Source organism: Kitasatospora purpeofusca (assembly GCF_034043715.1).
In the GTDB taxonomy this organism is placed as follows: Bacteria; Actinomycetota; Actinomycetes; order Streptomycetales; family Streptomycetaceae; genus Kitasatospora; species Kitasatospora purpeofusca_A.
In genome coordinates this window covers 70045-95685 of the sequence record NZ_JAXCLC010000022.1, presented here as the reverse complement: position 1 = coordinate 95685, position 25641 = coordinate 70045, and the positions used below count along the sequence as shown (strand labels likewise).

The 25641-nt window shown below is 72.8% G+C and carries 21 protein-coding genes; 12 read left to right on the top strand and 9 right to left on the bottom strand.

Features of this window, described 5'->3' with window-relative positions:
• Positions 1–283 precede the first annotated feature (283 nt).
• The 7 genes from SM793_RS14090 to trxA all read left to right on the top strand — a co-directional run bounded on the left by SM793_RS14090 (position 284) and on the right by trxA (position 11074).
• A complete protein-coding gene (locus tag SM793_RS14090) occupies positions 284–2761 on the top strand; it encodes a DUF6049 family protein (RefSeq protein WP_320438499.1) in 2478 nt (825 codons plus the stop codon).
• Between the two features lie 56 nt (positions 2762–2817).
• The gene (gene murJ, locus SM793_RS14085) at positions 2818–5403 is read left to right on the top strand and encodes a murein biosynthesis integral membrane protein MurJ (RefSeq protein ID WP_320438498.1); all 2586 of its coding nucleotides are present in this window, start codon (positions 2818–2820) and stop codon (positions 5401–5403) included.
• Between the two features lie 230 nt (positions 5404–5633).
• Positions 5634–7685: a serine/threonine protein kinase gene (locus SM793_RS14080; protein WP_320438497.1), complete on the top strand. Its 2052-nt coding sequence runs from the start codon at positions 5634–5636 to the stop codon at positions 7683–7685.
• Positions 7686–7722: 37 nt separating this feature from the next.
• Positions 7723–8466 carry an RNA polymerase sigma factor SigM gene (gene sigM, locus SM793_RS14075; protein ID WP_413815953.1) on the top strand — a complete coding sequence of 248 codons (744 nt, stop codon included), beginning with the start codon at positions 7723–7725 and terminating at the stop codon, positions 8464–8466.
• Complete coding sequence (locus SM793_RS14070) at positions 8463–9473, top strand: anti-sigma factor family protein (protein WP_320438495.1); 1011 nt, start codon at positions 8463–8465, stop codon at positions 9471–9473. The genes sigM and SM793_RS14070 overlap by 4 nt, the downstream gene beginning before the upstream one ends.
• Positions 9474–9646: 173 nt before the next feature.
• Positions 9647–10612, top strand: a complete 966-nt coding sequence (trxB, locus tag SM793_RS14065; RefSeq protein ID WP_320438494.1) for a thioredoxin-disulfide reductase — start codon at positions 9647–9649, stop codon at positions 10610–10612.
• A 135-nt stretch (positions 10613–10747) separates the two neighbouring features.
• Complete coding sequence (gene trxA / locus SM793_RS14060; RefSeq protein WP_320438493.1) at positions 10748–11074, top strand: thioredoxin; 327 nt, start codon at positions 10748–10750, stop codon at positions 11072–11074.
• A gap of 134 nt (positions 11075–11208) precedes the next feature.
• Here trxA and SM793_RS14055 read toward each other — a convergent pair whose 3' ends face one another.
• From SM793_RS14055 to rpmH, 9 genes are all read right to left on the bottom strand, one after another.
• The gene (locus SM793_RS14055; RefSeq protein ID WP_320438492.1) at positions 11209–11826 is read right to left on the bottom strand and encodes a GNAT family N-acetyltransferase; all 618 of its coding nucleotides are present in this window, start codon (positions 11824–11826) and stop codon (positions 11209–11211) included.
• 123 nt (positions 11827–11949) lie between these two features.
• Positions 11950–12987, bottom strand: coding sequence for a ParB/RepB/Spo0J family partition protein (locus tag SM793_RS14050; RefSeq protein ID WP_413815952.1), 1038 nt, complete (start codon positions 12985–12987; stop codon positions 11950–11952).
• A gap of 35 nt (positions 12988–13022) precedes the next feature.
• On the bottom strand, positions 13023–14000 hold the full coding sequence (locus SM793_RS14045) for a ParA family protein (protein ID WP_320438490.1): 978 nt from the start codon (positions 13998–14000) through the stop codon (positions 13023–13025).
• Positions 14001–14266: 266 nt separating this feature from the next.
• The gene (rsmG, locus tag SM793_RS14040) at positions 14267–15118 is read right to left on the bottom strand and encodes a 16S rRNA (guanine(527)-N(7))-methyltransferase RsmG (RefSeq protein WP_320438489.1); all 852 of its coding nucleotides are present in this window, start codon (positions 15116–15118) and stop codon (positions 14267–14269) included.
• Between the two features lie 175 nt (positions 15119–15293).
• Positions 15294–15824, bottom strand: coding sequence for a protein jag (locus SM793_RS14035; protein WP_320438488.1), 531 nt, complete (start codon positions 15822–15824; stop codon positions 15294–15296).
• Between the two features lie 84 nt (positions 15825–15908).
• The gene (gene yidC, locus SM793_RS14030) at positions 15909–17099 is read right to left on the bottom strand and encodes a membrane protein insertase YidC (RefSeq protein WP_320438487.1); all 1191 of its coding nucleotides are present in this window, start codon (positions 17097–17099) and stop codon (positions 15909–15911) included.
• Positions 17096–17467, bottom strand: a complete 372-nt coding sequence (yidD, locus tag SM793_RS14025) for a membrane protein insertion efficiency factor YidD (RefSeq protein ID WP_320438486.1) — start codon at positions 17465–17467, stop codon at positions 17096–17098. The genes yidC and yidD overlap by 4 nt, the downstream gene beginning before the upstream one ends.
• Entirely contained in the window at positions 17464–17892 is a 429-nt protein-coding gene (gene rnpA / locus SM793_RS14020; RefSeq protein WP_078879736.1) for a ribonuclease P protein component, read from the bottom strand. Before rnpA ends, yidD begins: the two co-directional genes overlap by 4 nt.
• An 18-nt stretch (positions 17893–17910) precedes the next feature.
• Positions 17911–18048: a 50S ribosomal protein L34 gene (rpmH, locus tag SM793_RS14015; protein WP_030392420.1), complete on the bottom strand. Its 138-nt coding sequence runs from the start codon at positions 18046–18048 to the stop codon at positions 17911–17913.
• A gap of 353 nt (positions 18049–18401) precedes the next feature.
• Here rpmH and dnaA point away from each other — a divergent pair, with 353 nt between their 5' ends.
• The 5 genes from dnaA to SM793_RS13990 all read left to right on the top strand — a co-directional run bounded on the left by dnaA (position 18402) and on the right by SM793_RS13990 (position 25400).
• Positions 18402–20321 (top strand): chromosomal replication initiator protein DnaA, encoded by a 1920-nt coding sequence (gene dnaA / locus SM793_RS14010; RefSeq protein WP_320438485.1) that lies wholly within the window; start codon positions 18402–18404, stop codon positions 20319–20321.
• Between the two features lie 954 nt (positions 20322–21275).
• Positions 21276–22406 carry a DNA polymerase III subunit beta gene (gene dnaN, locus SM793_RS14005; RefSeq protein ID WP_320438484.1) on the top strand — a complete coding sequence of 377 codons (1131 nt, stop codon included), beginning with the start codon at positions 21276–21278 and terminating at the stop codon, positions 22404–22406.
• A gap of 249 nt (positions 22407–22655) precedes the next feature.
• The gene (gnd, locus tag SM793_RS14000) at positions 22656–23531 is read left to right on the top strand and encodes a phosphogluconate dehydrogenase (NAD(+)-dependent, decarboxylating) (RefSeq protein ID WP_320438483.1); all 876 of its coding nucleotides are present in this window, start codon (positions 22656–22658) and stop codon (positions 23529–23531) included.
• A 41-nt stretch (positions 23532–23572) separates the two neighbouring features.
• Complete coding sequence (recF, locus tag SM793_RS13995) at positions 23573–24706, top strand: DNA replication/repair protein RecF (RefSeq protein ID WP_320438482.1); 1134 nt, start codon at positions 23573–23575, stop codon at positions 24704–24706.
• Between the two features lie 172 nt (positions 24707–24878).
• Positions 24879–25400, top strand: a complete 522-nt coding sequence (locus SM793_RS13990) for a DUF721 domain-containing protein (protein WP_320438481.1) — start codon at positions 24879–24881, stop codon at positions 25398–25400.
• Positions 25401–25641: the final 241 nt, after the last annotated feature.

The following is a 25641-nucleotide window of genomic DNA, read 5'->3' as shown; positions in this document are numbered from 1 at the left end:
GCCCGGCGGCCCGGTCGCCCGCGTGTTTCCACCGGCTCACTCCCCGGCCCGCAACACCGCACCCCTCACCACATCGTTACCATGCCGGTGGAACGAGTCCGGATGCACCGAGCACGGGTCGCGGCGCCGTGCGCCGCCACGGCCACCGGGGCACCGGGCCGCCCACTTTCTTCACGGCTGCTCCTCCCGGCATTCCACGGCCGACGGAACATCCGCAGCAGCACGGCAGCAGCAGCAGCGATCGAGAACGGCGAGGGCGAACCCGTGAACGAGGGCGAACCGCGTGAGTGAGCCGGCACGGCACCCCGGTCCGGAGGCGGACGGGCGCCCCGGGCGGGCCCTGGGACGAACCGTGCGGCGGCTGGCGGGCGCCCTCGGCGCCGCGCTGGTGCTGGCCGCGGCGCTGCCCGGCTCCGCCGGCGCGGCCCCGGCCGGGGGGACCAGGCCGGTCGCCGACACGGCGGTCAGCGCCGAACTCCCGGTGACGATGACCATCGAGTCGGTGAGCAAGCCGGTCGCCGTCCAGAGCGGCACCGTGACGATCACCGGGCACGTCACCAACGCCGGCCGGTCGGTGCTGAAGTCCGCGCACGCCGCCGTCCGCCGGCCCTGGCCGAGCAAGCCGCTCACCACCCGCAGCGAACTCGCCTCGGTGTCCTCCCGGAGCGTCCCGCTGAACGCGGACGGCATCTCGATGGACAGCCCGCAGTACGCCCTCAACGAGCTCGGCCCGGGCCAGAGCCAGCCGTACACCCTCAGCGTCGCCGTCGCCGACCTGCAGTTCTCCGGCGAGGGGGTGTACGAGCTGGCGGTGGACGTCTGGGGCTCCACCGCCGACAACCAGCGCGACCGGCCGCTGGGCATCGCCCGCAGCTACCTGCCCTACAACCCGTCCCCGGCCGACGCCCAGCCGTCCAAGGTGACCACCCTCTGGCCGCTGGTGCACGCGCCGGTGCTGGCCGCGCAGACCCTCTCCGAGAACGACCAGACCGTCCCGGTGCTGCGGGACGACAGCCTGGCCACCGAGTTCGCCCCCGGCGGCCGGCTGTACGCGCTGGTCGACACGGGCGCCGCGCTGACCGGGCTGACCTGGGTGGTGGACCCGGACCTGCTGGACACCGCGTTCGCGATGACCAGGCGCTACGTCGTGCAGAAGCCGGGCACCGGGGGCAACGCGGCCAAGGACGACAACACCGTCCCCGGTACCGGCACCGCCGCCGCCACCGCCTGGCTGGAGAAGCTCCGGGCCGCCGTGGCCAAGCCGGGCAGCCAGGTGGTGGCGCTGCCGTACGCCGATCCCGACCTCGCCTCGATCGCGCACAACGCCCCCGAGCTGGAGGGCATCGACACCGCGCTCGGCAAGGCGGCCACGGCCGGCCGGCTGACCGTCGAGGGCCGGCTGTCGGTGGACACCCGGGCCGACGTCGCCTGGCCCCACCGGGGCTACCTGGACCAGCGGATCGCCGCCGTCGCCCAGCGCACCGGCAACAGCCTGGTGCTGGTGAACGGCGCGAGCATGCCCGAGTCCGACGCGCTGAAGTACACCCCCTCGGCCGCCCGGCCGATCGGCAACGGGCAGACCGCGCTGGTCGCCGACCAGCTGATCTCCTCGCTGTTCGAGGACGGGCTCACCACCGAGGAGGAGCAGAGCCGGGCCGTCCAGCGGTTCCTCGCCGAGACCTTCGTGATCTCGCGCCAGGAGCCGCAGAACCCGCGCGGCCTGCTGGTGATGCCGCCGCGCGACCTCGGCGCCGACGCGGCCAAGGTGCTCGCGAGCGCCCTCCAGGCGGCCCAGGACGGCAAGTGGGTGGAGCCGGTCAGGCTGGACGCCCTCGCCCAGCTGCCGCCGGACCCCAGGGCGAGCACGGCCGTCCCCGCCCCCGCCGACTACCCGGCCCGGGCCCGGGACTCGGAGCTGTCCGCCTTCGACCTGACCACCACCACCCGGATCCAGACCGACCTGGACACGCTGATGCGGGTGCTGACCCTGCCGCAGCGGGTGCGCGGCCCGTTCAGCGCGGCCATGGTCCGCTCGCTGTCCACCGAGTGGCGCACCGAGGGTCCGGCCGGGGCCGATTACCGGGAGGGCGTGAAGCGCTACCTCAAGGAGCTGACCGGCGCGGTGAAGGTGCCGCCGAAGCGGGAGATCACCTTCGCCGGCGACACCGGAGTGCTCCAGGTCAGCGTCCGCAACGACCTGACCCAGACGGTCACCAACCTCAAGCTGGTCCTCACCCCGGCCCAGCCCAACCGGCTCCGGGTCGAGCTGCCGACCGAGGAACTGGTGCTCCCCGCCTCGCAGAGCGTCACCCTGCGCTTCCCCGCCGAGGCGAAGAACAACGGGCCGGTGAGCATGACCGCCCAGCTCTACACCACCGGGCCGAACCCGCAGAAGTACGGCGAACCGGTGACCTTCACCGTCCAGGTCACCTCGGTGACCAACGGGGTGCTCTACGTCTTCGGCGGCGCCGCGCTGCTGCTCCTGCTCGCCGCGCTGCGGTTCGTCCGCCAGCGCAAGCGCCGGGTGGCGCACGGCGACGAGGGTGACGCGCCGCTCGCCCCGCAGGACGGCGGGGCCGGCCCGGACGACACCGACGGGCCGGGCCGGGGTGAGGGCGGGAACGGCCCCGGGACCGCCGCCGACGCCGGGGACGCGGACGGCCCGGAACGGCCGGAACACGACGGAGCGGCGCGGACACCGCGCGACAGCAGCGCGGATGGCCGGGATCGGGCCACCAGTGATGAGAAGGTTGGTCCTTGACAGCGCCGATACCGCCCGACTCCGGAGCGGCCTCCCCACGACAGCGAAGAGGTGACATGACCGGGCGCAGCGAGGAGCGGCCTCCCGGCCGCGGAGAGGGCCGTCCGGGGGCCGAGTCGCCGTCCGGCGACTGGTACGTGGCCGACACCTACGCCCAGGACCCGTACGCGGCCGACGCGTACCGCGAGGGTCCGGGCGAGCCGGACCCGTACGGTCTGCGGACCGCCCCGCCCGTCGCGCCGCAGCAGCCGGTGGCCGCGTACGACGTGCCGCCGCAGCTGCCGCCGCAGGGCGACGACTACCCGGTGCCGCCGACGCCGTTCGGCCCGCCGGTGCCCCCGGTCCAGCCGGGCTGGGACACCCCCCCGCGGGCGGACTGGCGCGACGACCGGCCGCAGCAGCCGGGTGCTCCGGCCGCCCCCGCGGCGCCGGCTCCCCCGGCCGAGGGCTGGGGCGGGCAGCAGCAGTGGCAGCCCGGCCCGGCGCATTCCGCCTGGGACGCCGAGTCCACCGAGTACGTCGGGGTGGACTCGCTGTTCGGCGGCGGCCGGACCACGGCCGAGGCCCCGCGCCCGCCGGCCCAGGCGTCCCCCGCCCAGCAGCACGGCGGGCAGCAGTACCCCGCCCAGCAGCACGGCGCCCAGCAGTACCCGGTCCAGCAGCACGGCGGGCAGCAGTACGGCGCCCAGCCGCCCGCGGCCGCCGTCCCGCCCGCCGCCCCGGCCGCGCCGTTCCCCCCGGCCGGCGCGTACCCGGGACAGCACGCGCCGCAGCACGGGCCGCAGCCCACGTACGGCCACGGCGGCCAGGACGGCCCCAGGCCGTTCGTCCCGCCGATCGAGTTCGACCCGCCGCTCTCCGAGGCGGAGGCCACCCTCCAGGTGGCCGCGGTGCAGCTGCCGCCCGCCGTGGAGCCGCTCGCCGACCTGGCGGCCGAGGAGCACGCCCACCCCGTCGACGCCGCTCCGGCCGCGCCCGCCGAGCAGCCCGCCGCCGGCGGCAGGATCGCCTCGGTGCTGAGCTCCAGCGCGATCATGGCGGCCGGCACCCTGGTCTCCCGGGGCACCGGCTTCCTGCGCACCATGGTGATCGCCGGCGCGATCGGCATCGCCGTGATGGGTGACTCCTACAACGCCGCCAACACCCTGCCGACGCTGCTCTACATCCTGATCGGCGGCGGCGCGCTGAACGCCGTCTTCGTGCCGCAGCTGGTCCGCAGTATGAAGAACGACGCGGACGGCGGCACCGCCTACGCCAACCGGCTGCTCACCCTGGTGATGGTCGGCCTGGCCGGAGTGGTGTTCCTGGCCGTGCTCGGGGCACCCGTGCTGGTCCAGCTGATCGCCCATCCGATGATGGAGAACCCGGCCCGCGCGGACACCACCGTGGCGCTGGCCCGGTACTGCCTGCCGACCATCTTCTTCATGGGCATCCATGTGGTGATGGGCCAGATCCTCAACGCCCGCGGCCGGTTCGGCGCGATGATGTGGACCCCGGTCCTCAACAACCTCGTGGTGATCTTCACCTTCGGCGCCTACATCTGGGTCTACGGCGGCTTCGACGGCACCCACGTCAAGCCGGAGTCGATCACCCCCGAGGGCGTCCGGCTGCTCGGCATCGGCACCCTGGTGGGCCTCACCGTGCAGTCCCTGGCGATGATCCCGTACCTGCGGGCGGCCGGCTTCGCCTTCCGGCCGCGCTTCGACTGGCGCGGGCACGGCCTGGGCAAGGCGGCCCGGCTGGCCAAGTGGACGTTCTTCTTCGTCCTCGCCAACCAGGCCGGCTACCTGGTCATCACCCAGCTGGCCACCGCCGCCGGCGCCGACGCCGAGACGGGCGGCCACGGCGGCGTCGGCCTCGCGGCCTTCTCCAACGCGCTGCTGATCTGGCAGCTCCCGCAGGCCGTCATCACCGTCTCGATCATGAGCGCGGTGCTGCCCCGGCTGTCCCGCGCGGCCGCCGACGAGGACGCCGGCGCCGTCCGCGACGACATCTCCTACGGACTGCGCACCACCGCCGTCGCGGTCGTCCCGGCCTCGTTCCTCTTCCTGGCGCTCGGACCGGCCATCGGCCAGTCCATCTACGCGGTGGGCGGCGGCGGCACGGCCCTGGAGAACGCGCGCAACGTGGGCCTGATGCTCTCCGCCTTCGCCCTCGGCCTGATCCCCTACTCGGCGCAGTACGTGATGCTCCGAGGCTTCTACGCCTACGAGGACACCCGCACCCCGTTCTCCAACACCGTGTGGGTGGCCGCCTGCCAGGCCGGCTTCTCGCTGCTCTGCTGGGTGCTCCTGCCCCCGGAGTGGACAGTCACCGGGATGGCGTTCGGCTACGGCCTCGCGTACGCCATCGGGGTGACGGTCGCGGTGCCCAAGCTGAAGAAGAAGATCGGCGGGCTGGACACCAAGCGGATCGGCAGGACCTACTCCCGCCTCACGACGGCCTCCGTCCCGGCCGCGGTGGTCGGTCTGGCCGTCAGCCTGGCGGTCACCGAGGTCGTCGGCGGCTGGGCCGGCGCGGTGCTGACGGTCGTCCTGGCCGGCGGACTCCAGCTGGCCGTCTTCGTGCTCATCGCGAAGCGGCTGCGGATCGAGGAACTCAACGCCATGCTGGGTATGGTGCGCGGCCGACTGGGCCGCTGACCCGAGGTCGGGCCGCCGCTGGTCCCGGGTCGTCCCGGGCCCGGCAGGGCGGCCCGGCGTCGGATCTGCACCACATCTCTCCACCATCAGGCAACCGCTCGGACCTTTCGGCGGTCGTACCCGGTGGAGAACAGTGGGCACAATTGTCCTGGAGCACCGGAGTCACCCGCCGATGCGTTCCAACGACTCTCTCTCAGGCCCGGGGCGACACAAGGGGAGGCAGGACCACGGTGGCTGATGGCACCAAGGCGGTCGTCGACACATCGGCAGCTGACGGGGCGGCGGACGAGGCCGCGCTCGCCGCGGCGGTCGACGAACTCGCCGACGGCACGGCCCGGGCCACCGCGGCCGGCTCCACCGCGGAGAAGGACGGCCCCGGCGGCCGTACCGACAGCGGCGCGGACGCCGGCGCGAAGAGCACCGACGGGGAGGCCCGGGCCGTGCCGTCGGCCGCGCCCGCCGCCACCACTACGGCCCCCGCCGCGACCACTACGGCCCCGCCCGCGCCCGCGGCGCCCGCCGCACCGGCCGCGGGCGAGGCGACCTCGGAGACGACCGCCCCGCTGTCGGTCTCCGAGATCGCCGCCGAGCTGGCCTCCGGCGACGCCGCCGCCGGCCGGACCGCCCCCGGCCCGGCCGCCACGGCACCCGCGAAACGCCCCCCACGGGACCCCCAGCCGACCCACGACCCCCGGGACACCGCCACCCTGCCGCAGACCCTGCCCGCCCCGCAGCGCCGCAGCGGCGACATGATCGGCCACCGCTACCGGCTGGAGGAGTGCATCTCCTCCACCGAGACCTTCAGCAGCTGGCGGGCGGTCGACGAGAAGCTCCGCCGGGCGGTCGGGGTCCACCTGATGGCCTCCGGCCACCAGCGCGCCCGCAAGGTGCTGGCCGCCGCCAAGTCCGCGGCCCTGCTCGGCGACCCGCGCTTCGTCCAGGTCCTGGACGCCGTCCAGGAGGGCGAGCTGGTCTACGTGGTGCGGGAGTGGCTGCCGCACGCCTCCGACCTCGCCAAGCTGCTCTCCGACGGGCCGCTGGAGCCCCACGAGGCCTACCAGATGGTCCGCCAGGTCACCGACGCGGTGGCGGCCGCCCACCGCCGCGGCCAGGCCCATCTGCGGCTCACCCCGCGCTGCGTGCTGCGCACCGACAGCGGCCAGTACCGGATCAACGGCATCGCGGTGGACGCCGCGCTGCGCGGCCTCACCGGCGAGGGCAGCGGGGAGGACGCCGAGCGCGTCGACACCCGGGCCATCGGCGCCCTGCTGTTCGCCGCCCTCACCCACCGCTGGCCCTACCCCGAGGACCGCTACGACCTCCAGGGCCTGCCCAGGAACCTCCGCGACGTGGCGCCGGACCAGGTCCGCGCCGGCGTCCACAAGGGCCTGTCCGAGCTGGCCGCCCGAGCCCTGCTCGACCACCCGCCGCACCACGCCGAGCCGATCACCACCCCCGACGGGCTGGCCCGGGCGATCGCCCTGATGCCGCGCATCCGCCAGCCCCAGCCCGAACTCCCGGCCTTCCCCAGCCCGCCGCGCCACAACACCCACGCGCTGCCGACCGCGCCCAACCCGACCCGGGTGGTCGCCGCCCCCGGCACCGCGCCGGCCCCGGTGGTCGCGCCGGTGCGGCGCAGCGGACGGCGGCTGCGCACGGTGGTCAAGATGACCGCGTCGGCGGTGGCCCTCGGCGCCATCGGCGTCGCCTCCTGGCAGCTGGTGGACAGCCTGCGCCCGGGGAGCACGGCCGTCGCCTCCCCCCAGGCCAGCTCCACCTCCGCCACCCCCACCGCCCACGCGGCCACCCACGACCCGGCTCCGATCCCGGTCAAGGAGGCGCTGTCCTACAACCCGCTGGGCGAGAAGGCGGACGGCGCGGCCAGCCTGCCCAAGGCCATCGACGAGGACCCCGCCAGCGAGTGGCAGACCAACTGGTACAGCGACGCGTTCGGGTCCAAGCCGGGCACCAAGGAGGGCACCGGGCTGCTGCTCGACCTCGGCTCGGTGCAGACGGTCTCCAAGGTGACCCTCAAGTGGAGCACCGCCACCACCGCCGAGCTCCGGATGCCGGGCAAGAGCGTCGGCAACGCGCAGACCGCCAAGCCGGGTGACTTCACCGTCCTGGGGAAGAAGGCCGGCACCGCGGTCGAGTACAGCCTGGACAGCCCGGTCACCACCCGCTATCTCTTGATCTGGCTGACCAACCTGTCCAAGAATCCGGACGGTCCGAACCAGGGCAAGTACCAGGCTTTCCTCGGCGACGTGAAGGTCTTCGGCTGACCCGCCGGCTTCGGCGGCGGGACACGAACGGCGAGGGGTGGACGTGGCGCAGGACGGACCGGAGCGGGCCGACGACGACGCGGCGCTCCTCGCCCGGCACGTCGGCGGCGACCGGGAGGCGTTCGGCCTGCTGGTGAACCGCCACCGGGACCGGCTCTGGGCCGTCGCCCTGCGCACCCTGGGCGACCGCGAGGAGGCCGCCGACGCCCTCCAGGACGCCCTGGTCTCCGCCTTCCGCTCCGCCCATACCTTCCAGGGCCGTTCGGCCGTCACGACCTGGCTGCACCGGATCGTGGTCAACGCCTGCCTGGACCGCGCCCGCCGGGCGGCCACCCGCCGGACCAAGCCGCTGGACGACGACCCGCAGCGGCTGGACGCCCTGGTCGGCTCGGCCGAACCGGCCGACTCCCCGGTGGTGCGCGCCGAGGTGCACCGCGAGCTGTCCGCCGCGCTCGCCGAGCTTCCGGTCGAGCAGCGGGCCGCCCTGGTCCTGGTCGACATGCAGGGCTATCCGGTCGCCGAGGCGGCCGAACTGCTGGGGGTCCCGGTGGGCACGGTGAAGAGCCGCTGCGCCCGGGGCCGGGCCCGGCTGCTGCCGCTCGTCCGGCATCTGCGCGAGGATCCGGACCCGGGGTCGCGGGGGAGCGGTGTTTCACGTGAAACATCCGCCTCGGGCGGCACCTCCCGACCGTCCGGGAACCCACCGGGCGGGCGCACCGTCACAGGGACAGCCCCGGATCCAGCCCGGCCGATTCTGGAAGGAGATGCGAGCACGCGATGACGGCACCGCCCTCCCTCCCCGACCCCACCGCCGGACCGCACCCCTCGGTCGACGAGCTGGCCGACCTCTCCGAGGACCTGCTCGCCCCCGCCGAGGCCGAGGCGCTCCGGGAGCACCTGGCCGGCTGCGCCGACTGCCGGGAGACCGTCGACGCGCTCGCCGAGGTGCGCGCGCTGCTCGGCGCGGCCGAGCCCCCGGCCGTACCGGCCGATGTCGCCGCCCGGATCGACGCCGCTCTCGCGGCCGCCGCCGGACCGACCACGTCCGCCGCACCTGCCGTCGCACCCACCACCACGGCCGTGCCGGCCGCCCGGCTCGCGCCCGCCGCGGCGCCCAAGGCCCCACCGGCCCGCCCCGCCACCGGCACCGGCCCGGGACGGCCCCGCCCGGCGCGCCGGAGGGCGCTGCTGCTCGGCTCGGCCGCCGCGCTGCTCGCCCTCGGCCTCGGGGGCGCCTTCCTGTCCCTGTCCTCCTCCGGGCGGCAGGACCTCAGCACCACCGCCGACGCGGCCGCCCGCCCCGCCGTCGGCACGGCCGTCCCGGAGAGCCCCGCCGGGACCAGGACCGACCGTGCCACCGGCGGCACGGTCTACCTGGACGACCAGCTCGCCGCCCAGGTCGGGCAGCTGCTCACCGCCGCGGGCACCGCCCGCCCGGTCAAGCCCTCCTCGGGGCCCTCCTCGGGGCCCTCCTCGGGGCCCTCCTCGGGGCCCGCCGCGGGCCCCGGCTCGGGTCCCGCCGCCACCGACCCCTCGGAGTCGTTCGGGGCCACCGCCGTACCGCCCGCGGAGGGCGGCCAGGGCCTCGCCGGCGGCAACCGCTCCACCCCGGCCTGCCCGCCCCCCAGCACCGCCGCACTACTGGCCACCGACCGGGGCAGCTACGCCGGCGCGGCCGCGGACCTCCTGGTGTACGCCCTGCCCGGCCGTCCCGAGCTGCTCGACGTCTACCTCCGCGCCCCCGACTGCGGACCGGTCCTGCGCCATCTGACCGTTCCGGCGCCCTGAGCGGTGGTTCCCGTGCGATCCATGCCACGGTCCGCGCGACACTCCCACAGTGCGGTCGCCTGGTACTGATCCCCCTGGGAATGCGAGACACTGGTCAGTCGTTGTCCCGGGCGGCGGAGCAGGACCGCCCTCCCCGCAGCAAACGCGGGTCGCGATGCGAACCAGGAGATGCAGTGAGCGACGTCCGTAACGTGATCATCATCGGTTCCGGCCCCGCCGGCTACACCGCCGCCCTCTACACGGCCCGCGCCTCCCTCAAGCCCCTGGTCTTCGAGGGTGCCGTCACCGCCGGTGGCGCGCTGATGAACACCACCGAGGTCGAGAACTTCCCGGGCTTCCGGGACGGCATCATGGGTCCCGAGCTGATGGACAGCATGCGGGCCCAGGCCGAGCGCTTCGGCGCCGAGCTGATCCCCGACGACATCGTCTCGGTCGACCTCACCGGCGACGTCAAGACCGTCACCGACTCCGAGGGCAACGTCCACCGGGCCCGCGCGGTGATCGTCACCACCGGCTCCCAGCACCGCAAGCTGGACCTGCCCAACGAGGACAAGCTGTCCGGCCGGGGCGTGTCCTGGTGCGCGACCTGCGACGGCTTCTTCTTCCGCGACCAGGACATCGCGGTGGTCGGCGGCGGCGACACCGCCCTGGAGGAGGCGACCTTCCTCTCCCGCTTCGCCCGCAGCGTCAAGGTGATCCACCGCCGCGACACCCTGCGCGCCTCCAAGGCGATGCAGGAGCGCGCCTTCGCCGACGAGAAGATCAGCTTCGAGTGGGACAGCGCGGTCGAGGCCATCCACGGCGACCCGAAGCTGACCGGTGTCACCCTGCGCGACACCACCACCGGCGAGCTGCGCGAGCTCCCGGTCACCGGCCTGTTCATCGCGATCGGCCACGACCCGCGCACCGAGCTCTTCAAGGGCCAGCTGGAGCTCGACGCCGAGGGCTACCTCAAGGTCGAGGCCCCCTCCACCCGCACCAACATCCCGGGTGTCTTCGCCGCCGGCGACGTCGTCGACCACACCTACCGCCAGGCCATCACCGCCTCCGGCACCGGCTGCTCCGCCGCGCTGGACGCCGAGCGCTACCTGGCCTCGCTGGCCGACCTGGAGGCCCAGGCCGCCACCGTCGCGGTCTGACCCGAAGCGATCCACCGTCCGGACGGGGTGTGTTCCACGTGGAACACACCCGCCCCCGCCGGGACGAAACAGATCCGCCCCGTGCGGTGTTGTAGACCTGGCAGACCCCCTCCCGCTTGACCCTTAGGAGTGACCGTGGCCGGCGCCACCACCACTGTGACCGACGCGACGTTCGATGCGGACGTCCTCAAGAGCGACAAGCCCGTCCTCGTCGACTTCTGGGCCGAATGGTGCGGCCCGTGCCGTCAGGTCGCCCCGGTCCTGGAGGACATCGCGGCCGAGCACGGCGACAAGCTCACCATCGCCAAGCTCGACGTCGACGCGAACCAGCAGACCGCCGCGACGTACAACGTGATCTCCATCCCGACCCTGATCCTCTACAAGAACGGCGAGCCGGTGAAGCAGATCACCGGTGCCCGTCCGAAGGCCGCGCTGCTGCGGGAGCTGGACGGCCTGATCTAGGTCCGTCTCCCGGAACGCCACGAGGGCGGGACTCCCCACCGGGAGTCCCGCCCTCGTCCGTTGTCCCCGCCTCCCCGCACCTCCACCCGAGCCTGCGGGCCGCGGGTCCGCAGCCCGCAGGCACCGCGGCCCGCTCAGAACGGCCGTAGCGCCGGCTCCTTCCGGCCGCCGCCCAGCAGCCGCTCCAGGGCCCCCTCGACGTCCCCCCGCCAGGAGAGCGTGGTCCGCGCCTCCAGCCGCATCCGCGGGTAGCGGTGGTGCGGGCGGACCGTCTTGAAGCCCACCGCCAGCAGGTGCTCGGCCGGCAGCACACAGCTGACCGGCTGCCGCCCCACCGCCCCGAAGGCCTCGATCGCCCGGAACCCCCGGCCCAGCAGGTCCTTGGCCACCGTCTGCACCAGCACCCGGCCGATCCCCTGCCGCTGGAAGCCCGGCAGCACCCGGCTGACCATCAGCTGAACGGCGTCCGAGGCCACCGGGCTGGTCGGGAAGGACTGCGAACGCGGCACGTACGCGGGCGGGGCGTAGAGCACGAACCCGGCCGGCTGCTCGTCCACGTAGACGACCCGGCCGCAGGACCCCCACTCCAGCAGCACCGCGGAGATCCACCCCTCCTTCTCCAGCTCGGGCTTGCCGGACTCCACCGCCGCCCGGCCGCTGACCGGGTCCAGCTCCCAGAACACACAGGAGCGGCAGGTCGACGGCAGATCCGCGAGGTTGTCCAGCGTCAACGGAACGATCCGGCGTCCCATGCCCCGCACCTCCTCGTCCACTCCTCGATCGAGCATTGCCCCCGAATGCCGATGGGTGCATGTTTCACGTGGAACAGCGCCCACGTGGAACATGCACCCATCGCGTCCCGCGATCGGCCCGGCTCAGTTCTGCGACAGCCGCAGTCCGTCCTCGCCGGGCGCGAGGCTGTCCAGGATCCGGTTGAGGTCCTCCACGGAGCCGAACTCCAACACCACCTTGCCCTTGCCGAGCTTGCCGGCGCGCTGCGAGACCTCGACCTTCACCCGGGTCTCGAAGCGGTCGGACAGCCGGCTCGCCAGATCGTTGAAGGCCGGCGAGAGGATCTTCCCGGCCTTGGGCGCCTGACGCTTGGGCCGCTCCTCCCGGTCCATCAGCGCGACGATCTCCTCGGTGGTCCGCACCGAGAGCCCCTCCGCGATGATCCGCTTGGCCAGCTCCTCCTGCCGCTCCGGGTCCGGCGCCCCGAGCAGCGCCCGGGCGTGGCCCGCGGTGAGCACCCCCGAGGCCACCCGCCGCTGGACCGCCGGCGGCAGCTTCAGCAGCCGCAGCGTGTTGGACACATGCGAACGCGAGCGCCCGATCCGGTCCGCCAGCTCGTCATGGGTGCAGGAGAAGTCCCGCAGCAGCTGGTCGTAGGCGGCCGCCTCCTCCAGCGGGTTGAGCTCCGCCCGGTGCAGGTTCTCCAGCAGGGCGTCCAGCAGCAGCTTGTCGTCCTCGGTGGCCCGGACGATCGCCGGGATCAGCTCCAGCCCGGCCTCCCGGGAGGCCCGCCAGCGCCGCTCGCCCATGATGAGCTCGAAGCGTCCCGGCGCGGACTGGCGCACCACCACCGGCTGGAGCAGGCCCACCTCCTTGATCGAGGCGACCAGCTGGGCCAGCTTGTCCTCGTCGAACACCTCGCGCGGCTGACGCGGATTGGGCGTGATCGCGTCCAGCGGCAGTTCGGCGAAGTAGGCGCCCGTCACCCGGGCGAGCTCCGCCTCGGCCGCGGCCTGCTCGCGCTGGCTCTCCGCGGCCGCCTTGGCCGCCAGCGTGCCCCGGCCCGAGGGCAGCGTCGGCACCGCCGTGGGCGACGCCGCGCCGGACGGGAGCACCGGGGCGGCGGCGGGTTGCGTCGTGCTCCCGGCTCCTCCGCCTGCCGGGGCCACCGGGGAGATCAACGCCCCGAGTCCTCGTCCCAGACCCCTGCGACCACTCACCGATTGCCCTCCGTCGTACCGTGCTGTGCGACCGGGGCGCCCTGTTGCCCCGAACCGTCCCGCTGCTGCCCCACCAACGAGCCGCCGCCCGCGGCGGGCACCGCCCGCAGCGCCAGCTCCCTGGCCGCCTCCAGATAGGAGAGCGCACCGGTGGAGCCGGGGTCGTAGGTGAGCACCGTCTGACCGTAGCTCGGTGCCTCCGAGACCCGGACCGAGCGCGGGATCGCGGTGTGCAGGACTTCCTGCGGGAAGTGCGTCCGGACCTCCTCCGCCACCTGGGCGGCCAGCCTGGTCCGGGCGTCGTACATGGTGAGCAGGATGGTGGAGACGTGCAGCGCCGGGTTGAGGTGCGCCCGGACCAGCTCGACGTTGCGCAGCAGCTGGCCGAGGCCCTCCAGCGCGTAGTACTCGCACTGGATCGGGATCAGCACCTCCTGGCCGGCGACCAGGGCGTTGACCGTCAGCAGGCCCAGCGAGGGCGGGCAGTCGATCAGGATGTAGTCCAGCGGCTGCTCGTACGCGGCGATGGCGCGCTGCAGCCGGCTCTCCCGGGCCACCAGCGACACCAGCTCGATCTCCGCGCCGGCCAGGTCGATGGTGGCGGGGACGCAGAACAGCCCCTCGACCTCGACCACCGGCTGGACCACGTCGGCCAGCGGCTTGCCCTCCACCAGTACGTCGTAGATCGAGGGCACCTCGGCGTGGTGGTCGATGCCGAGCGCGGTCGAGGCGTTGCCCTGCGGGTCGAGATCGACCACCAGGACCCGCAGCCCGTGCATGGCCAGCGAGGCGGCGAGGTTGACGGTGCTGGTGGTCTTGCCCACCCCGCCCTTCTGGTTGGCCACCACCATCACCCGGGTGGCGGCCGGCCGGGGCAGTCCTTCGCCCGCGCGGCCGATGGCCTGGACCGCAGCCTGGGCGGCACGCGCGATGGGCGTGTCATCGATCTGGTCGATGGTCTCCGAGTCCTGCATGGGGCTCAGTGTTTCACGTGAAACCGGAGCGGCAACAGTCACCGCCCGGCTGCGGGCGAGGATTCCCGAGAGCAGAGAGCGACGTTTCACGTGAAACACCATGCCCGCAATGTCGGAATTCTGACGATGCGACACTCCGGTGAACCCCATGTCGTCCCGCCGGCCGCCCTCCCGTCACCGGAACGCCGGACTGCCGCCCGAGGGCCGCGGACGACCACGGGCGGGTGGTCCGAGGACCACCCGCCCGTGTCGGGACCCGCCGGATGTCAGCGGGGACGCCGCCGGGGGTTGCGGGCGCGGTCGCCGCCGCGGGTCGCGCCCCCGGCACCGGCCCGGCCCGCCCTGGCCGCGGCCTTGGCCCGACGGGTCGCCGCCCGCACGCCGCCCGGGCTCTCGCCCACCTTGACCTGGATCACCCGGGTCGAGGTCTCCAGGGTGCCGTCGCCGACCGAGATGACCGACCACTCCACCCCGCCGAGCTTCGCCAGTCCGGCCCGTGAGTCGGCGAGCTCCTGCTCCGCGCTGTCGCCCTTGAGCGCCAGCATCTGGCCGTACGGCTTCAGCAGCGGGAGGCCCCAGCCGGCCAGCCGCTCCAGCGGCGCCACCGCACGGGCGGTCACCACCTCCACCGCGACCTTGCCGACCATCTCCTCGGCCCGGCCGCGGAGCACGGTGACATTCTCCAGACCGAGCTCGCGGACCACCTCCTCCAGGAAGGTGGTCCGGCGCAGCAGCGGCTCCAGCAGGGTCACCGAGACGTCCGGGCGGGCCAGGGCCACCGGAATGCCGGGCAGCCCGGCGCCGGAGCCGACGTCGCACAGCGTCGTCCCGGCCGGCAGCAGCTCGGCGAGCACGGCGCAGTTCAGCACATGGCGGTCCCAGAGCCGGGGCACCTCGCGCGGGCCGATCAGGCCCCGGGTCACGCCCTCGGTCGCCAGCAGCTCGGTGTAGCGGACGGCGGCGTCGAACCGCTCGCCGAAGACCTCCCGGGCGACGGCCGGCGGGGCGGGCGGCGGCTCGACCGCCGGCCGCCCACCGGCGGACGCGCTCCCGGCATCCGGACCACCGGCCCCCGTCGCCGGCTCCGGCTCTCCGGCAGGCACGCTCTCCGTGTCCATCTCGACCTCTCCGCTCCCCGGATCCACCGACCCGCTCCTGCACCGTTTCACGTGAAACATCTCTCGCCGGGCCAGCGCCCCGCGAAGGGACGACGACCCCGCCCGCGCGAGGCGGACGGGGTCGGGTCCTCGTGTCGCATGCCGGCCGCCCTGACGGCCGGCGGTCGCCCGGCCGTCAGGCCGGCAGCACGACCACGCAACGCTGGGGCTCCTCGCCCTCCGACTCACTGCGCAGACCGGCCGCGGCCACCGCGTCGTGGACGACCTTGCGCTCGAACGGGGTCATGGGAGCCAGCTTGACCTGCTCGCCGGAGCTCTTGACCTGCTCCGCCGCCTGGGACCCGAGGGCTGCCAGCTCCGTACGCTTGCGGGCCCGGAAGCCGGCGATGTCCAGCATGAGGCGGCTGCGCTCGCCGGTCTCCCGGTGGACGGCCAACCGGGTCAGCTCCTGCAGCGCCTCCAGCACCTCGCCGTCCTGGCCGACCAGCCGATGCAGGGCCCGGTCGTTGCCGTCGCTGACGATGGAGACCAGGGCCCGGTCCCCCTCGACGTCCATGTCGATGTCGCCATCGAGGTCCGCGATGTCGAGCAGACCCTCCAGGTAGTCCGCCGCGATGTCGCCCTCCTGCTCCAGGCGGGCGACGATGTTCTCGTCGGCGCCGGGGGCGGCCTCGGCCTCGACGGCGGAGGTGGTGCCTTCCGTCACTGATGGACTCCTTCGGAGATGGGCCCGGTTGGTGGGCCGGTAACGAGGTTCAGGGGGCCGCGGAGGCGGTTCGGGCCGGGCCGGTCACTTCTTCTTCGGCCGCTGCCCGCCGCGCTTGGGCTGCTGCCGGCCGCCCTGCTGACGGGTCGCGGCCGGCTTGGCGCCCGCGGGACGGGCCGCGGTCTGCTTGGCCGCACCACCGGCACCACCGGCACCGGTGCTCGTGCTGTCGGCCGAATCCGCGGACACCGAGTCCGCCGGCACCGCGTCCGCGGGCTGGTCGGCCGGGGCGTCCTTGGTCAGGCTCGCCGGCTGGCCGGCACCGTGCTGGCGCTGCGACTTGGTCTGCTTCCGCGGCTGCTGGCGGCGCACCTGCACCGACTCCTCCACCACGGCCTCGGCGGTGGCGGCCGACTTCTTCGCCGGCAGCAGGCCCCAGAGCGGGCCCTGGATGACCGAGCCGTCCGGGTTCAGCCGGCCCTGCTTCTTCAGCCGCTCCTGGCGCTCGTCCCAGGCCTTGCTGCCCGGCGTCGGGTTGTTGCGGATGACGATCAGCTGCTGGCCCATCGACCAGATGTTGGTGGTCAGCCAGTAGACCAGGACACCGACCGGGAAGTTGATGCCCATCACGGCGAACATGATCGGGAAGACGTACATCAGCATCTTCTGCTGCTGCATGAACGGCGTCTTCACGGTGAGGTCGACGTTCTTCGTCATCAGCTGGCGCTGGGTGATGAACTGCGACAGCGACATCATGACGATCATGACGGCGACGACGATCTTGACGCTGACCTCGCTGCTGCCGACGAAGGTCGCCGAGAGCGGGGCACCGAAGATGTGGGCCTGCTGGGCACTGTCCAGCAGGGTGCCGTCGATCACGCCGATCGGCTTGCCGTCGGCGACCTTGGCGAGCACTCCGTAGAGCGCGGTGAAGAACGGCGCCTGGACGATGATGGGAAGGCAGCTGGAGAACGGGTTGGTACCCGCCTCCTTGTACAGCTTCATCATCTCTTCGGACTGGCGCTGGCGGTCGTTCTTGTACCGCTCCTGGATGGCCTTCATCTTCGGCTGGATCGCCTGCATGGCCCGGGTCGCCTTGATCTGCTTCACGAAGAGCGGGATCAGGCAGATCCGGATGACGACCACCATCGAGGCGATGGCCAGACCCCAGGCCCAGCCACCGTTCGGATCGAAGACGTGGCTGTACAGCGAGTGGAACTGGACGATGATCCAGGACACCGCTGTGTACAAGGGGTTGAGGAAGGAGAAGGTCACCGGTCAGGCTCCTTGGACATTGGGATCGGCCCCACAGGGCCAATGGTCGCCGGGCCCTCTGGGTCCGGACCGGCGGGGGGCATGATCACCGGCTGGTCGGCGGCGGACCGGCCCTTCAGCCGGTCCCGCAGCCGGCGGTGCCACACCGGATGCTTACGCGGCGGGACATGGTCGACCCCACCGGGCGTCCATGGATTGCAGCGCAGGATGCGCCACGCGGTCAGTGCGCCGCCCTTCACCGCTCCGTGCGTCCGCACGGCCTCGAAGCCGTAGTGCGAGCAGGAGGGGTAGTAGCGGCACACCGGACCGAGCAGTGGGCTGATGGTCCACTGGTAGACCCTGATCAGACCCATCAGCAGGTACTTCATCGACCTGCTCCCGTCGGCGCCGAAACAGCATGCTCGGCCTTGAGCAGCCGTTTGAGCGCCGCGTCCAGGTCACGTTCGAGTTCCTGGTACGAGGCGGACGCGGCCGGAGGCAGCGCACGCACCACTATCAGGCTACCGGCGGGCAGCCGGGACAGACGATCACGCACGAGGTGCCGCAACCGGCGCTTGACCAGGTTGCGGGTGACCGCCGGGCCGACGGCCTTGCTCACGACGAAACCCGCACGCGCCGAAGGAGTCCCCTCGGCGACGTGCGGGCGGATGTCGCTGGTCCGGTCGGTGTGGTCCCCGGAGCCGTCCTCCCTCGCGAGATGGACGACCAGCAAGGGCTTACCGGCCCGACGACCGCGTTTGACTGCGGTCGCGAAGTCCTGGCGCCGCCGCAGCCGATTCTCGGAGGGCAGCACAACAGACTCTTGTGCGGATCAGGCGGACAGGCTGGTGCGGCCCTTGCCACGGCGGGCAGCCAGGATGGCGCGGCCGGCGCGGGTACGCATACGCAGCCGGAAGCCGTGGGTCTTCGCGCGACGACGGTTGTTCGGCTGGAAGGTGCGCTTGCTCACTCGGGGGCTCCTGAGGTGAATCGTAGGATGACGGGTGATCGCTTGGCCGTCACCGTGCGTCCGCGTGATCTCCCCAAATACGGAAATCCGGCCCATCACCCCAGTTCGGCTGGGGTTTGGGGCAATCCACGGCGCCCGTGCTGCGCGCCTTATGGAGCGGGTGGACCCGCGGACATGCGGCAGCGGCCATCGACAACTCGACCTGGTTACGGTACGCGGGACGGGGCACGAGGGTCAAACCGGCCGTCGGGAGGCGGTTTGCCCACAGGCTGTGGACAACGACTTGATCCGGCTCTGTTCGCTGACTACCGTTGCAGAACTTGTCTGGTTTGTTCATTGGAAAGCGTGCACCAGTGGCTGATGTCAACAGCGACCTCGTCCCGGTCTGGGCGAGGGTCGTAGAGCGGCTGGTCGACGACCCGGACGTCGGGGAGATGGACAAACAGTGGGTGCAGCGCACCCAGCCGATGTGGATGATGCACGACACCGCCCTGCTGGCGGCCCCCAACGAACGGGCCAAGCAGGTGCTGGAGGGAAGGCTGCTGCCGCAGCTGACCGAGGCGCTCTCCCGTGAGCTGGGCCGCCCGGTGCGGATCGCCGTGATGGTCGACGCCAACGCGATGCCCACCATGCCCGCCGCCCAGGCACCCGTGGAGCCGTACCCGAACCCGTCGGAACACGACGAGGACGACGAGGACGACGAGGACGACGACCGCCGGCACGACGAGCCCCGGCACGACGACCGCCGCCACGACGACCGCCGGCGGCAGCAGGACGACCGGCACCGGCAGGACGAGCGCCACGCGCAGGACGAGGGCCACTACGGCGGCCCGGGCTACCCGCGCCCCTACGAGTCCGACTACGCCCGGCCCCGCTACGACACCGGCGGCTACGAGCAGCGCCCCGCGCCCTACGGCGGACCGCCGGCCGGGCCGGTCTGGCCCGGTTACCAGGAGCAGCAGCCCGCCTACGGCGAGTCCGACGAGTCGATGGACCGGCCCGCGCCGCGGGCCCTGCCGCCGTCCTCGACCACCCAGGGCGACCTCTTCGGCGGCGCCTACGGCCCCGGCCCCGGCGAGCACCCGCGGACCGGCTCCGGTCGGCGTGCCCCCGGCGGCCGCCCCGCCGGGCGCCCCGCGGACAAGGCTCCGGCCGAGCGCGCCACCGACCGGCCGGCGGTACCGGGGGTCCCCCCGCCGCCCGGCGCGCCGCCCGCGGGCGGGTCCCGCAAGGACGAGCCGGCCGCCCGGCTGAACCCCAAGTACCTCTTCGACACCTTCGTCATCGGCGCCAGCAACCGCTTCGCGCACGCGGCGGCGGTGGCGGTCGCCGAGGCACCGGCCAAGGCGTACAACCCGCTCTTCATCTACGGCGAGTCCGGGCTGGGCAAGACCCACCTGCTGCACGCCATCGGGCACTACTCGCGCAGCCTCTTCCCGGGCACCCGGGTGCGCTACGTGTCCTCGGAGGAGTTCACCAACGAGTTCATCAACTCGATCCGGGACGGCAAGGCGGACACCTTCCGCAAGCGCTACCGGGACATGGACATCCTGCTCGTGGACGACGTGCAGTTCCTGGCGAGCAAGGAGTCCACGCAGGAGGAGTTCTTCCACACCTTCAACACCCTGCACAACGCCAACAAGCAGATCGTGCTCTCCTCCGACCGGCCGCCGAAGCTGCTGACCACGCTGGAGGACCGGCTGCGCAACCGCTTCGAGTGGGGACTGATCACCGACGTCACCCCGCCGGAGCTGGAGACCCGGATCGCGATCCTGCGCAAGAAGGCGATCCAGGAGCAACTCAACGCCCCGGCCGACGTGCTGGAGTTCATCGCGTCCCGGATCACCCGGAACATCCGGGAGCTGGAGGGGGCCCTGATCCGGGTCACCGCCTTCGCCAACCTCAACCGGGCGCCGGTCGACCTGGAGCTGGCCGGGATCGTCCTCAAGGACCTCATCCCCGGCGGGGCCGAGGACGCCGGACCGGAGATCACCGCCCAGGTGATCATGCAGCAGACCGCGGCCTACTTCGGCCTCGGCGTGGACGACCTCTGCGGATCCTCGCGCAGCCGGGTGCTGGTGACGGCCCGCCAGATCGCCATGTACCTCTGCCGCGAGCTCACCGATCTCTCGCTGCCGAAGATCGGCGCGCAGTTCGGCGGCCGCGACCACACCACGGTGATGCACGCGGACCGCAAGATCCGCTCGCTCATGGCCGAGCGGCGCTCGATCTACAACCAGGTCACCGAGCTCACCAACCGCATCAAGAGCTGACTTCCCGGCCCGCCCGCAGGGCCGGGGTGCCGAGTGGCCGGAAAGGGCGTCAGGAGCGATCCTGACGCCCTTTCGGCATATCCGGAGGTGTGCGGCGCCGGCCCGCGGGGCAGGGATCCGGGTGACGGACGCTCCGCCAGTCCACAGCCCGCGCCGAACATCTGACCAGGGATTCGAACGCCCAGGGTGCGCGAGGCCGAAATCCACAGGCCGGACCGGTTCTCCGCTGTCCACAGGCCGGGTGGCCGGAAGTTATCCAGAATTCCTCCACAGGGCGGCCGCCGCTACGCTCTTCCGCGCAGGTCAGGTGCCTGTGGACTTGTGCACAACCGTTATCCACAGGCTGTGGACAACTGTCGGCCCGTCACTGGGCCATCCGGGTTGTCCACCGGCTGTCCCCAGGGGGAAGGGGGTTGTCCACAGGTTGTCCACAGCTCCGTCCACAGTTCGACAACCTTCTGCGGGCGTTCACTCTCAGGTGTGAAAGGCGTCACGAAAAGTTGACCGGGGCCCGTGGATAACCGGGCCCGGATCTGGGGACAGAGCTGGGGATAACCTGTGGATACTCAGCGTGCCCTGTGGGTAACGCTGCGCCGTCCACAGGGGGCCGTGTTCGTCCACAGCCGCCATCCACATGTCCTGTGGACAAAAAACCGGGTCTGACCTGCTAAAACAGGGTTATCCACGGTTTCCACAGGCCCTACTACTACCACTACACCTATAGACCCATCGACTTGCTTAAAAGCAGGTGGGCCCGAAATCTGTGGACAACCGCTCCCCGACATCCGTTCGAGTTGCTTCCGCCCGTCTGCCCCGTCTGTCGGTGGAGTACGTCAGACTGTCCTCGGCGACTGGAAGCGGAGCAGCGGAGCTCGGCGGACAGCCGCACCGAAGACCAAGATCAGAAGAACCAGACGTGCGAGCGGGAGCGCTCGATCCAGGAGGCGGTTACCGGTGAAGTTCCGGGTGGAGCGTGACGTCCTCGCGGAGGCGGTGGCCTGGGCTGCTCGCAGCCTCCCGGCACGGCCGCCGGTGCCGGTGCTGGCAGGCCTGCTGCTGACGGCCCAGGACGGCAGCCTGGCCCTGTCCGGCTTCGACTACGAGGTCTCGGCCCGGGTCGGTCTGGAGGCCGACATCGAGGAGCCCGGCACCGTGCTGGTCTCCGGCCGGCTGCTCAACGACATCTCGCGCAACCTGCCCAACCGGCCGGTGGAGATCTCGACCGACGGCCAGCGGGTCGTCGTGGTCTGCGGCAGCTCCCGGTTCACCCTGCCGACCCTCCCGGTGGACGAGTACCCGGCCCTGCCGGCGATGCCGACCGCGACCGGCACCGTCCCGGGCGACGTCTTCGCCTCCGCGGTCAGCCAGGCCGCCGTGGCCGCCGGCCGCGACGACACCCTGCCGGTGCTCACCGGCGTCCGGGTCGAGATCGAGGGCGACCGGATCACCCTGGCCGCCACCGACCGCTACCGCTTCGCCGTCCGCGAGCTGATGTGGAAGCCCGAGCAGTCCGACATCTCGGCGGTCGCGCTGGTCCCGGCCAAGACCCTGCAGGACATCGCCAAGTCCCTGGGCAGCGGCGACAGCGTCTCCATCGCGCTCTCCTCGGGCGGCGCGGGCGAGGGCCTGATCGGCTTCGAGGGAGCCGGCCGGCGGACCACCACCCGGCTGCTGGAGGGCGAGTTCCCCAAGTACCGCAGCCTCTTCCCGACCGAGTTCAACGCGATCGCCGCGATCCAGACCCAGCCCTTCCTGGAGGCGCTCAAGCGCGTCTCCCTGGTGGCCGAGCGCAACACCCCGGTCCGGCTGAACTTCGAGGAGGGCGTGCTCACCCTGGAGGCCGGCTCCGGCGACGACGCCCAGGCCACCGAGCGGATCGACGCCTCCCTGGAGGGCGACGCCATCTCGATCGCCTTCAACCCGGGCTACCTGGAGGAGGGCCTCAAGGCCATCGACTCCCCCTACGCCCAGCTGAGCTTCACCACCCCGACCAAGCCCGCGCTGCTCAGCGGCAAGGCCGCGGTGGACGCCGAGGCCGACGAGGCGTACCAGTACCTGATCATGCCGGTCCGCCTCTCCGGCTGAGCCCGGCACACCCGGCCGGACGCTCCGGCCGGGTCCGCGCTCCGGCCGGGCTCCGGTCGCGTCCCGGTCGCATTCCGGCCGGGTTCCGCTCAGCCGGGCCGTTCGCCCACAGCCCTGTGAACAAACCTGTGGAAGCCTCCCCCGGTCGGCCCCGATCGCGGGGAGGCGCTCGCGCTCCAGCACGTAGGCTCAAGGAAGCGCGGCAACGGCGCCGCCCGCAGAGACGTCACCACAGGTAAGGATTTGGCTATGGAGCTCGGCCTCATCGGTCTCGGCAAGATGGGCGGCAACATGCGCGAGCGGATCCGCCGCGCCGGCCACACCGTCATCGGCTTCGACCGCAACCCCGACATCTCCGACGTCGAGAGCCTCCAGGAGCTGGTCTCCAAGCTGCAGGGCCCGCGCGTCGTCTGGGTCATGGTCCCGGCGGGCGCCGCCACCCAGGCCACCGTGGACGAGCTGGCCGAGCTGCTGTCCCCCGGTGACGTGGTCGTCGACGGCGGGAACTCCCGCTGGACCGACGACATCAAGCACGCCGAGGCGCTGGCCGCCAAGGGCATCGGCTTCGTCGACTGCGGCGTGTCCGGCGGTGTCTGGGGCCTGGAGAACGGCTACGCGCTGATGTACGGCGGCGACGCCGCGCACGTCGCCCTGGCCGAGCCGGTCTTCGACGCGCTCAAGCCCGAGGGCGACTTCGGCTCGGTGCACGCGGGCGCGGTCGGCGCCGGGCACTTCGCCAAGATGGTCCACAACGGCATCGAGTACGCGATGATGCAGGCCTTCGCCGAGGGCTGGGAGCTGCTGGAGGCCGCGCCCGAGGTCACCGACGTCCGCGAGGTCTTCCGCAGCTGGCAGGAGGGCACCGTGATCCGCTCCTGGCTGCTCGACCTGGCCGTCCGCGCCCTGGACGACGACGAGCACCTGGCCAAGCTCAAGGGCTGGGCCGCCGACTCCGGCGAGGGCCGCTGGACCGTCGAGGCCGCGATCGACCACGCCGTGCCGCTGCCGGCGATCACCGCCTCGCTGTTCGCGCGCTTCGCCTCCCGCCAGGACGACTCCCCGCAGATGAAGATGATCGCCGCGCTGCGCAACCAGTTCGGCGGCCACGCGGTCGAGTCGAAGTAGTCCCGAAGCTCCTCCACAGAAGGCGAGCGCAGTCCACCGCCATGCACGTCGCGCACCTGTCGCTCGCCGACTTCCGCTCCTACGCCCGGGCCGAGGTCCCCCTCGACCCGGGCGTGACGGCGTTCGTCGGCCCCAACGGCCAGGGCAAGACCAATCTGGTCGAGGCGGTCGGCTACGTCGCCACCCTGGGCAGCCACCGGGTCGCCACCGACGCCCCGCTGATCCGGCTGGGCGCCGAGAGCGCCGTGGTCCGCACCTCGGTGGTCGACCGGGGGCGCTCCACCCTGATCGAGCTGGAGATCACTCCGGGCAAGGCCAACCGGGCCCGGATCAACCGCTCCGACAACGTCCGCCCGCGCGATGTGCTGGGCCTGCTGCGCACCGTGCTGTTCGCCCCCGAGGACCTCGCCCTGGTCAAGGGCGACCCGGGGGAGCGCCGGCGCTTCCTGGACGAGCTGCTGACCGCCCGCGCCCCCCGGCTGGCCGGGGTCCGGCAGGACTACGAGCGGGTGCTCAAGCAGCGCAACGCCCTGCTGAAGACCGCCGCGATGGCCCGCAGGGCCGGTGGCGGCAAGGGCGCCGACCTCTCCACCCTGGAGGTGTGGGACGGCCATCTGGCCCGCGCCGGAGCCGAGCTCACGGCCTTCCGCCTGCAGCTGGTGGCCTCCCTCCAACCGCTGGTCTCGGCCGCCTACGGGCAGCTCGCGCCGGCGGGCGGCGACACCGCGCTGGAGTACCGCAGCTCCTTCGAGGGCGAGCTGCCGACCAGCCGTGAGGAGGCCGAGGAGCAGTTGCTCCAGGCGCTGCGGACGGTCCACAAGCAGGAGGTCGACCGGGGGATCACCCTGGTCGGCCCGCACCGGGACGAACTGGTGCTCAAGCTCGGTCCGCTGCCGGCCAAGGGCTACGCCAGTCACGGCGAGTCCTGGTCGTTCGCGCTGGCGCTGCGGCTGGCCTCGTACGAACTGCTGCGCTCGGACGGGGGAGAGCCGGTGCTGATCCTGGACGACGTCTTCGCGGAGCTGGACGCCGCCCGCCGGGACCGGCTGGCCGAGCTGGTGGCCGGCGGCGAGCAGGTGCTGGTCACCGCGGCGGTGGCCGAGGACGTGCCGAAGGCGCTGGCAGGGGCCCGGTTCACGGTCGCCGACGGCGCGGTCCAGCGCGTCACCGCCTGATCCCGCCGTTTTCCGCACGCAGCCCGCGGCGGGTCTCCCCCGCCCCGCCGCGAGGTGCCGGGGCGGCCCCGGGCACCCTCGTACGACACCCACCCGCGCCGCCCGGGCCCGGTCGGCTCCCGTACGCTGGACGGCTCACCGTTGTCCACAGGGTGGGGATAAGGAGATCGCCGTGAGCGAGTCGGCGGAGCACCCCGAGCCGACCGGTGCCGATCTGGCCCGTTCGGCACTGCGGGCGGCCCGGGCGCAGGCCCGCCAGCGCGGTGAGCAGGTCCGCGAGAAGCGCGAGGCGAAGCGGACCGGTCTGCGCAGCGGGGCCCGCTCGGACGGCCGTGACCCGGTGCCGCTGGGAGCGGCGCTCACCCGGCTGCTGACCGAACGCGGCTGGGAGTCCTCGGCGGCGGTCGGCGGGGTGATGGGCCGTTGGCCGCAGATCGTCGGGCCCGACATCGCCGCGCACTGCACCCCGACCGCCTACGACGACGCGGCGGCGGTGCTCACCGTGCAGTGCGACTCCACCGCCTGGGCGACCCAACTGCGCTGGTTGGCAAGGCAGTTGGTGGCACGTCTGAACCACGAGCTGGGCCACGGCACGGTGCGGACCATCAAGGTGCTCGGCCCGGCCGCCCCGGTGCGCGGCTACGGCCGGCTGCGCGCTCCCGGCAGCAAGGGGCCGGGTGACACCTGGGGGTGACCCCGGAGGGTGCCGGGAGGGAGCGGACCGTAATCCTCCGGAACCCCTGACGGCCCTTCCAGGCGCCCTGGGCCCCCCAGGCGAGTATCGGGACATGTCCCGAGGGGATTCAGGGCGGCATCTCTGCCCTCAGAGGCTGCCAAACGCCCATCGATGTCAGTCGTACCGGTAGACTGAAGAGCAAACACTGTTGCTAGTGGCAACCGAGTCGAAACGCCGTGGTCGCACGCCCGCCCGTAGG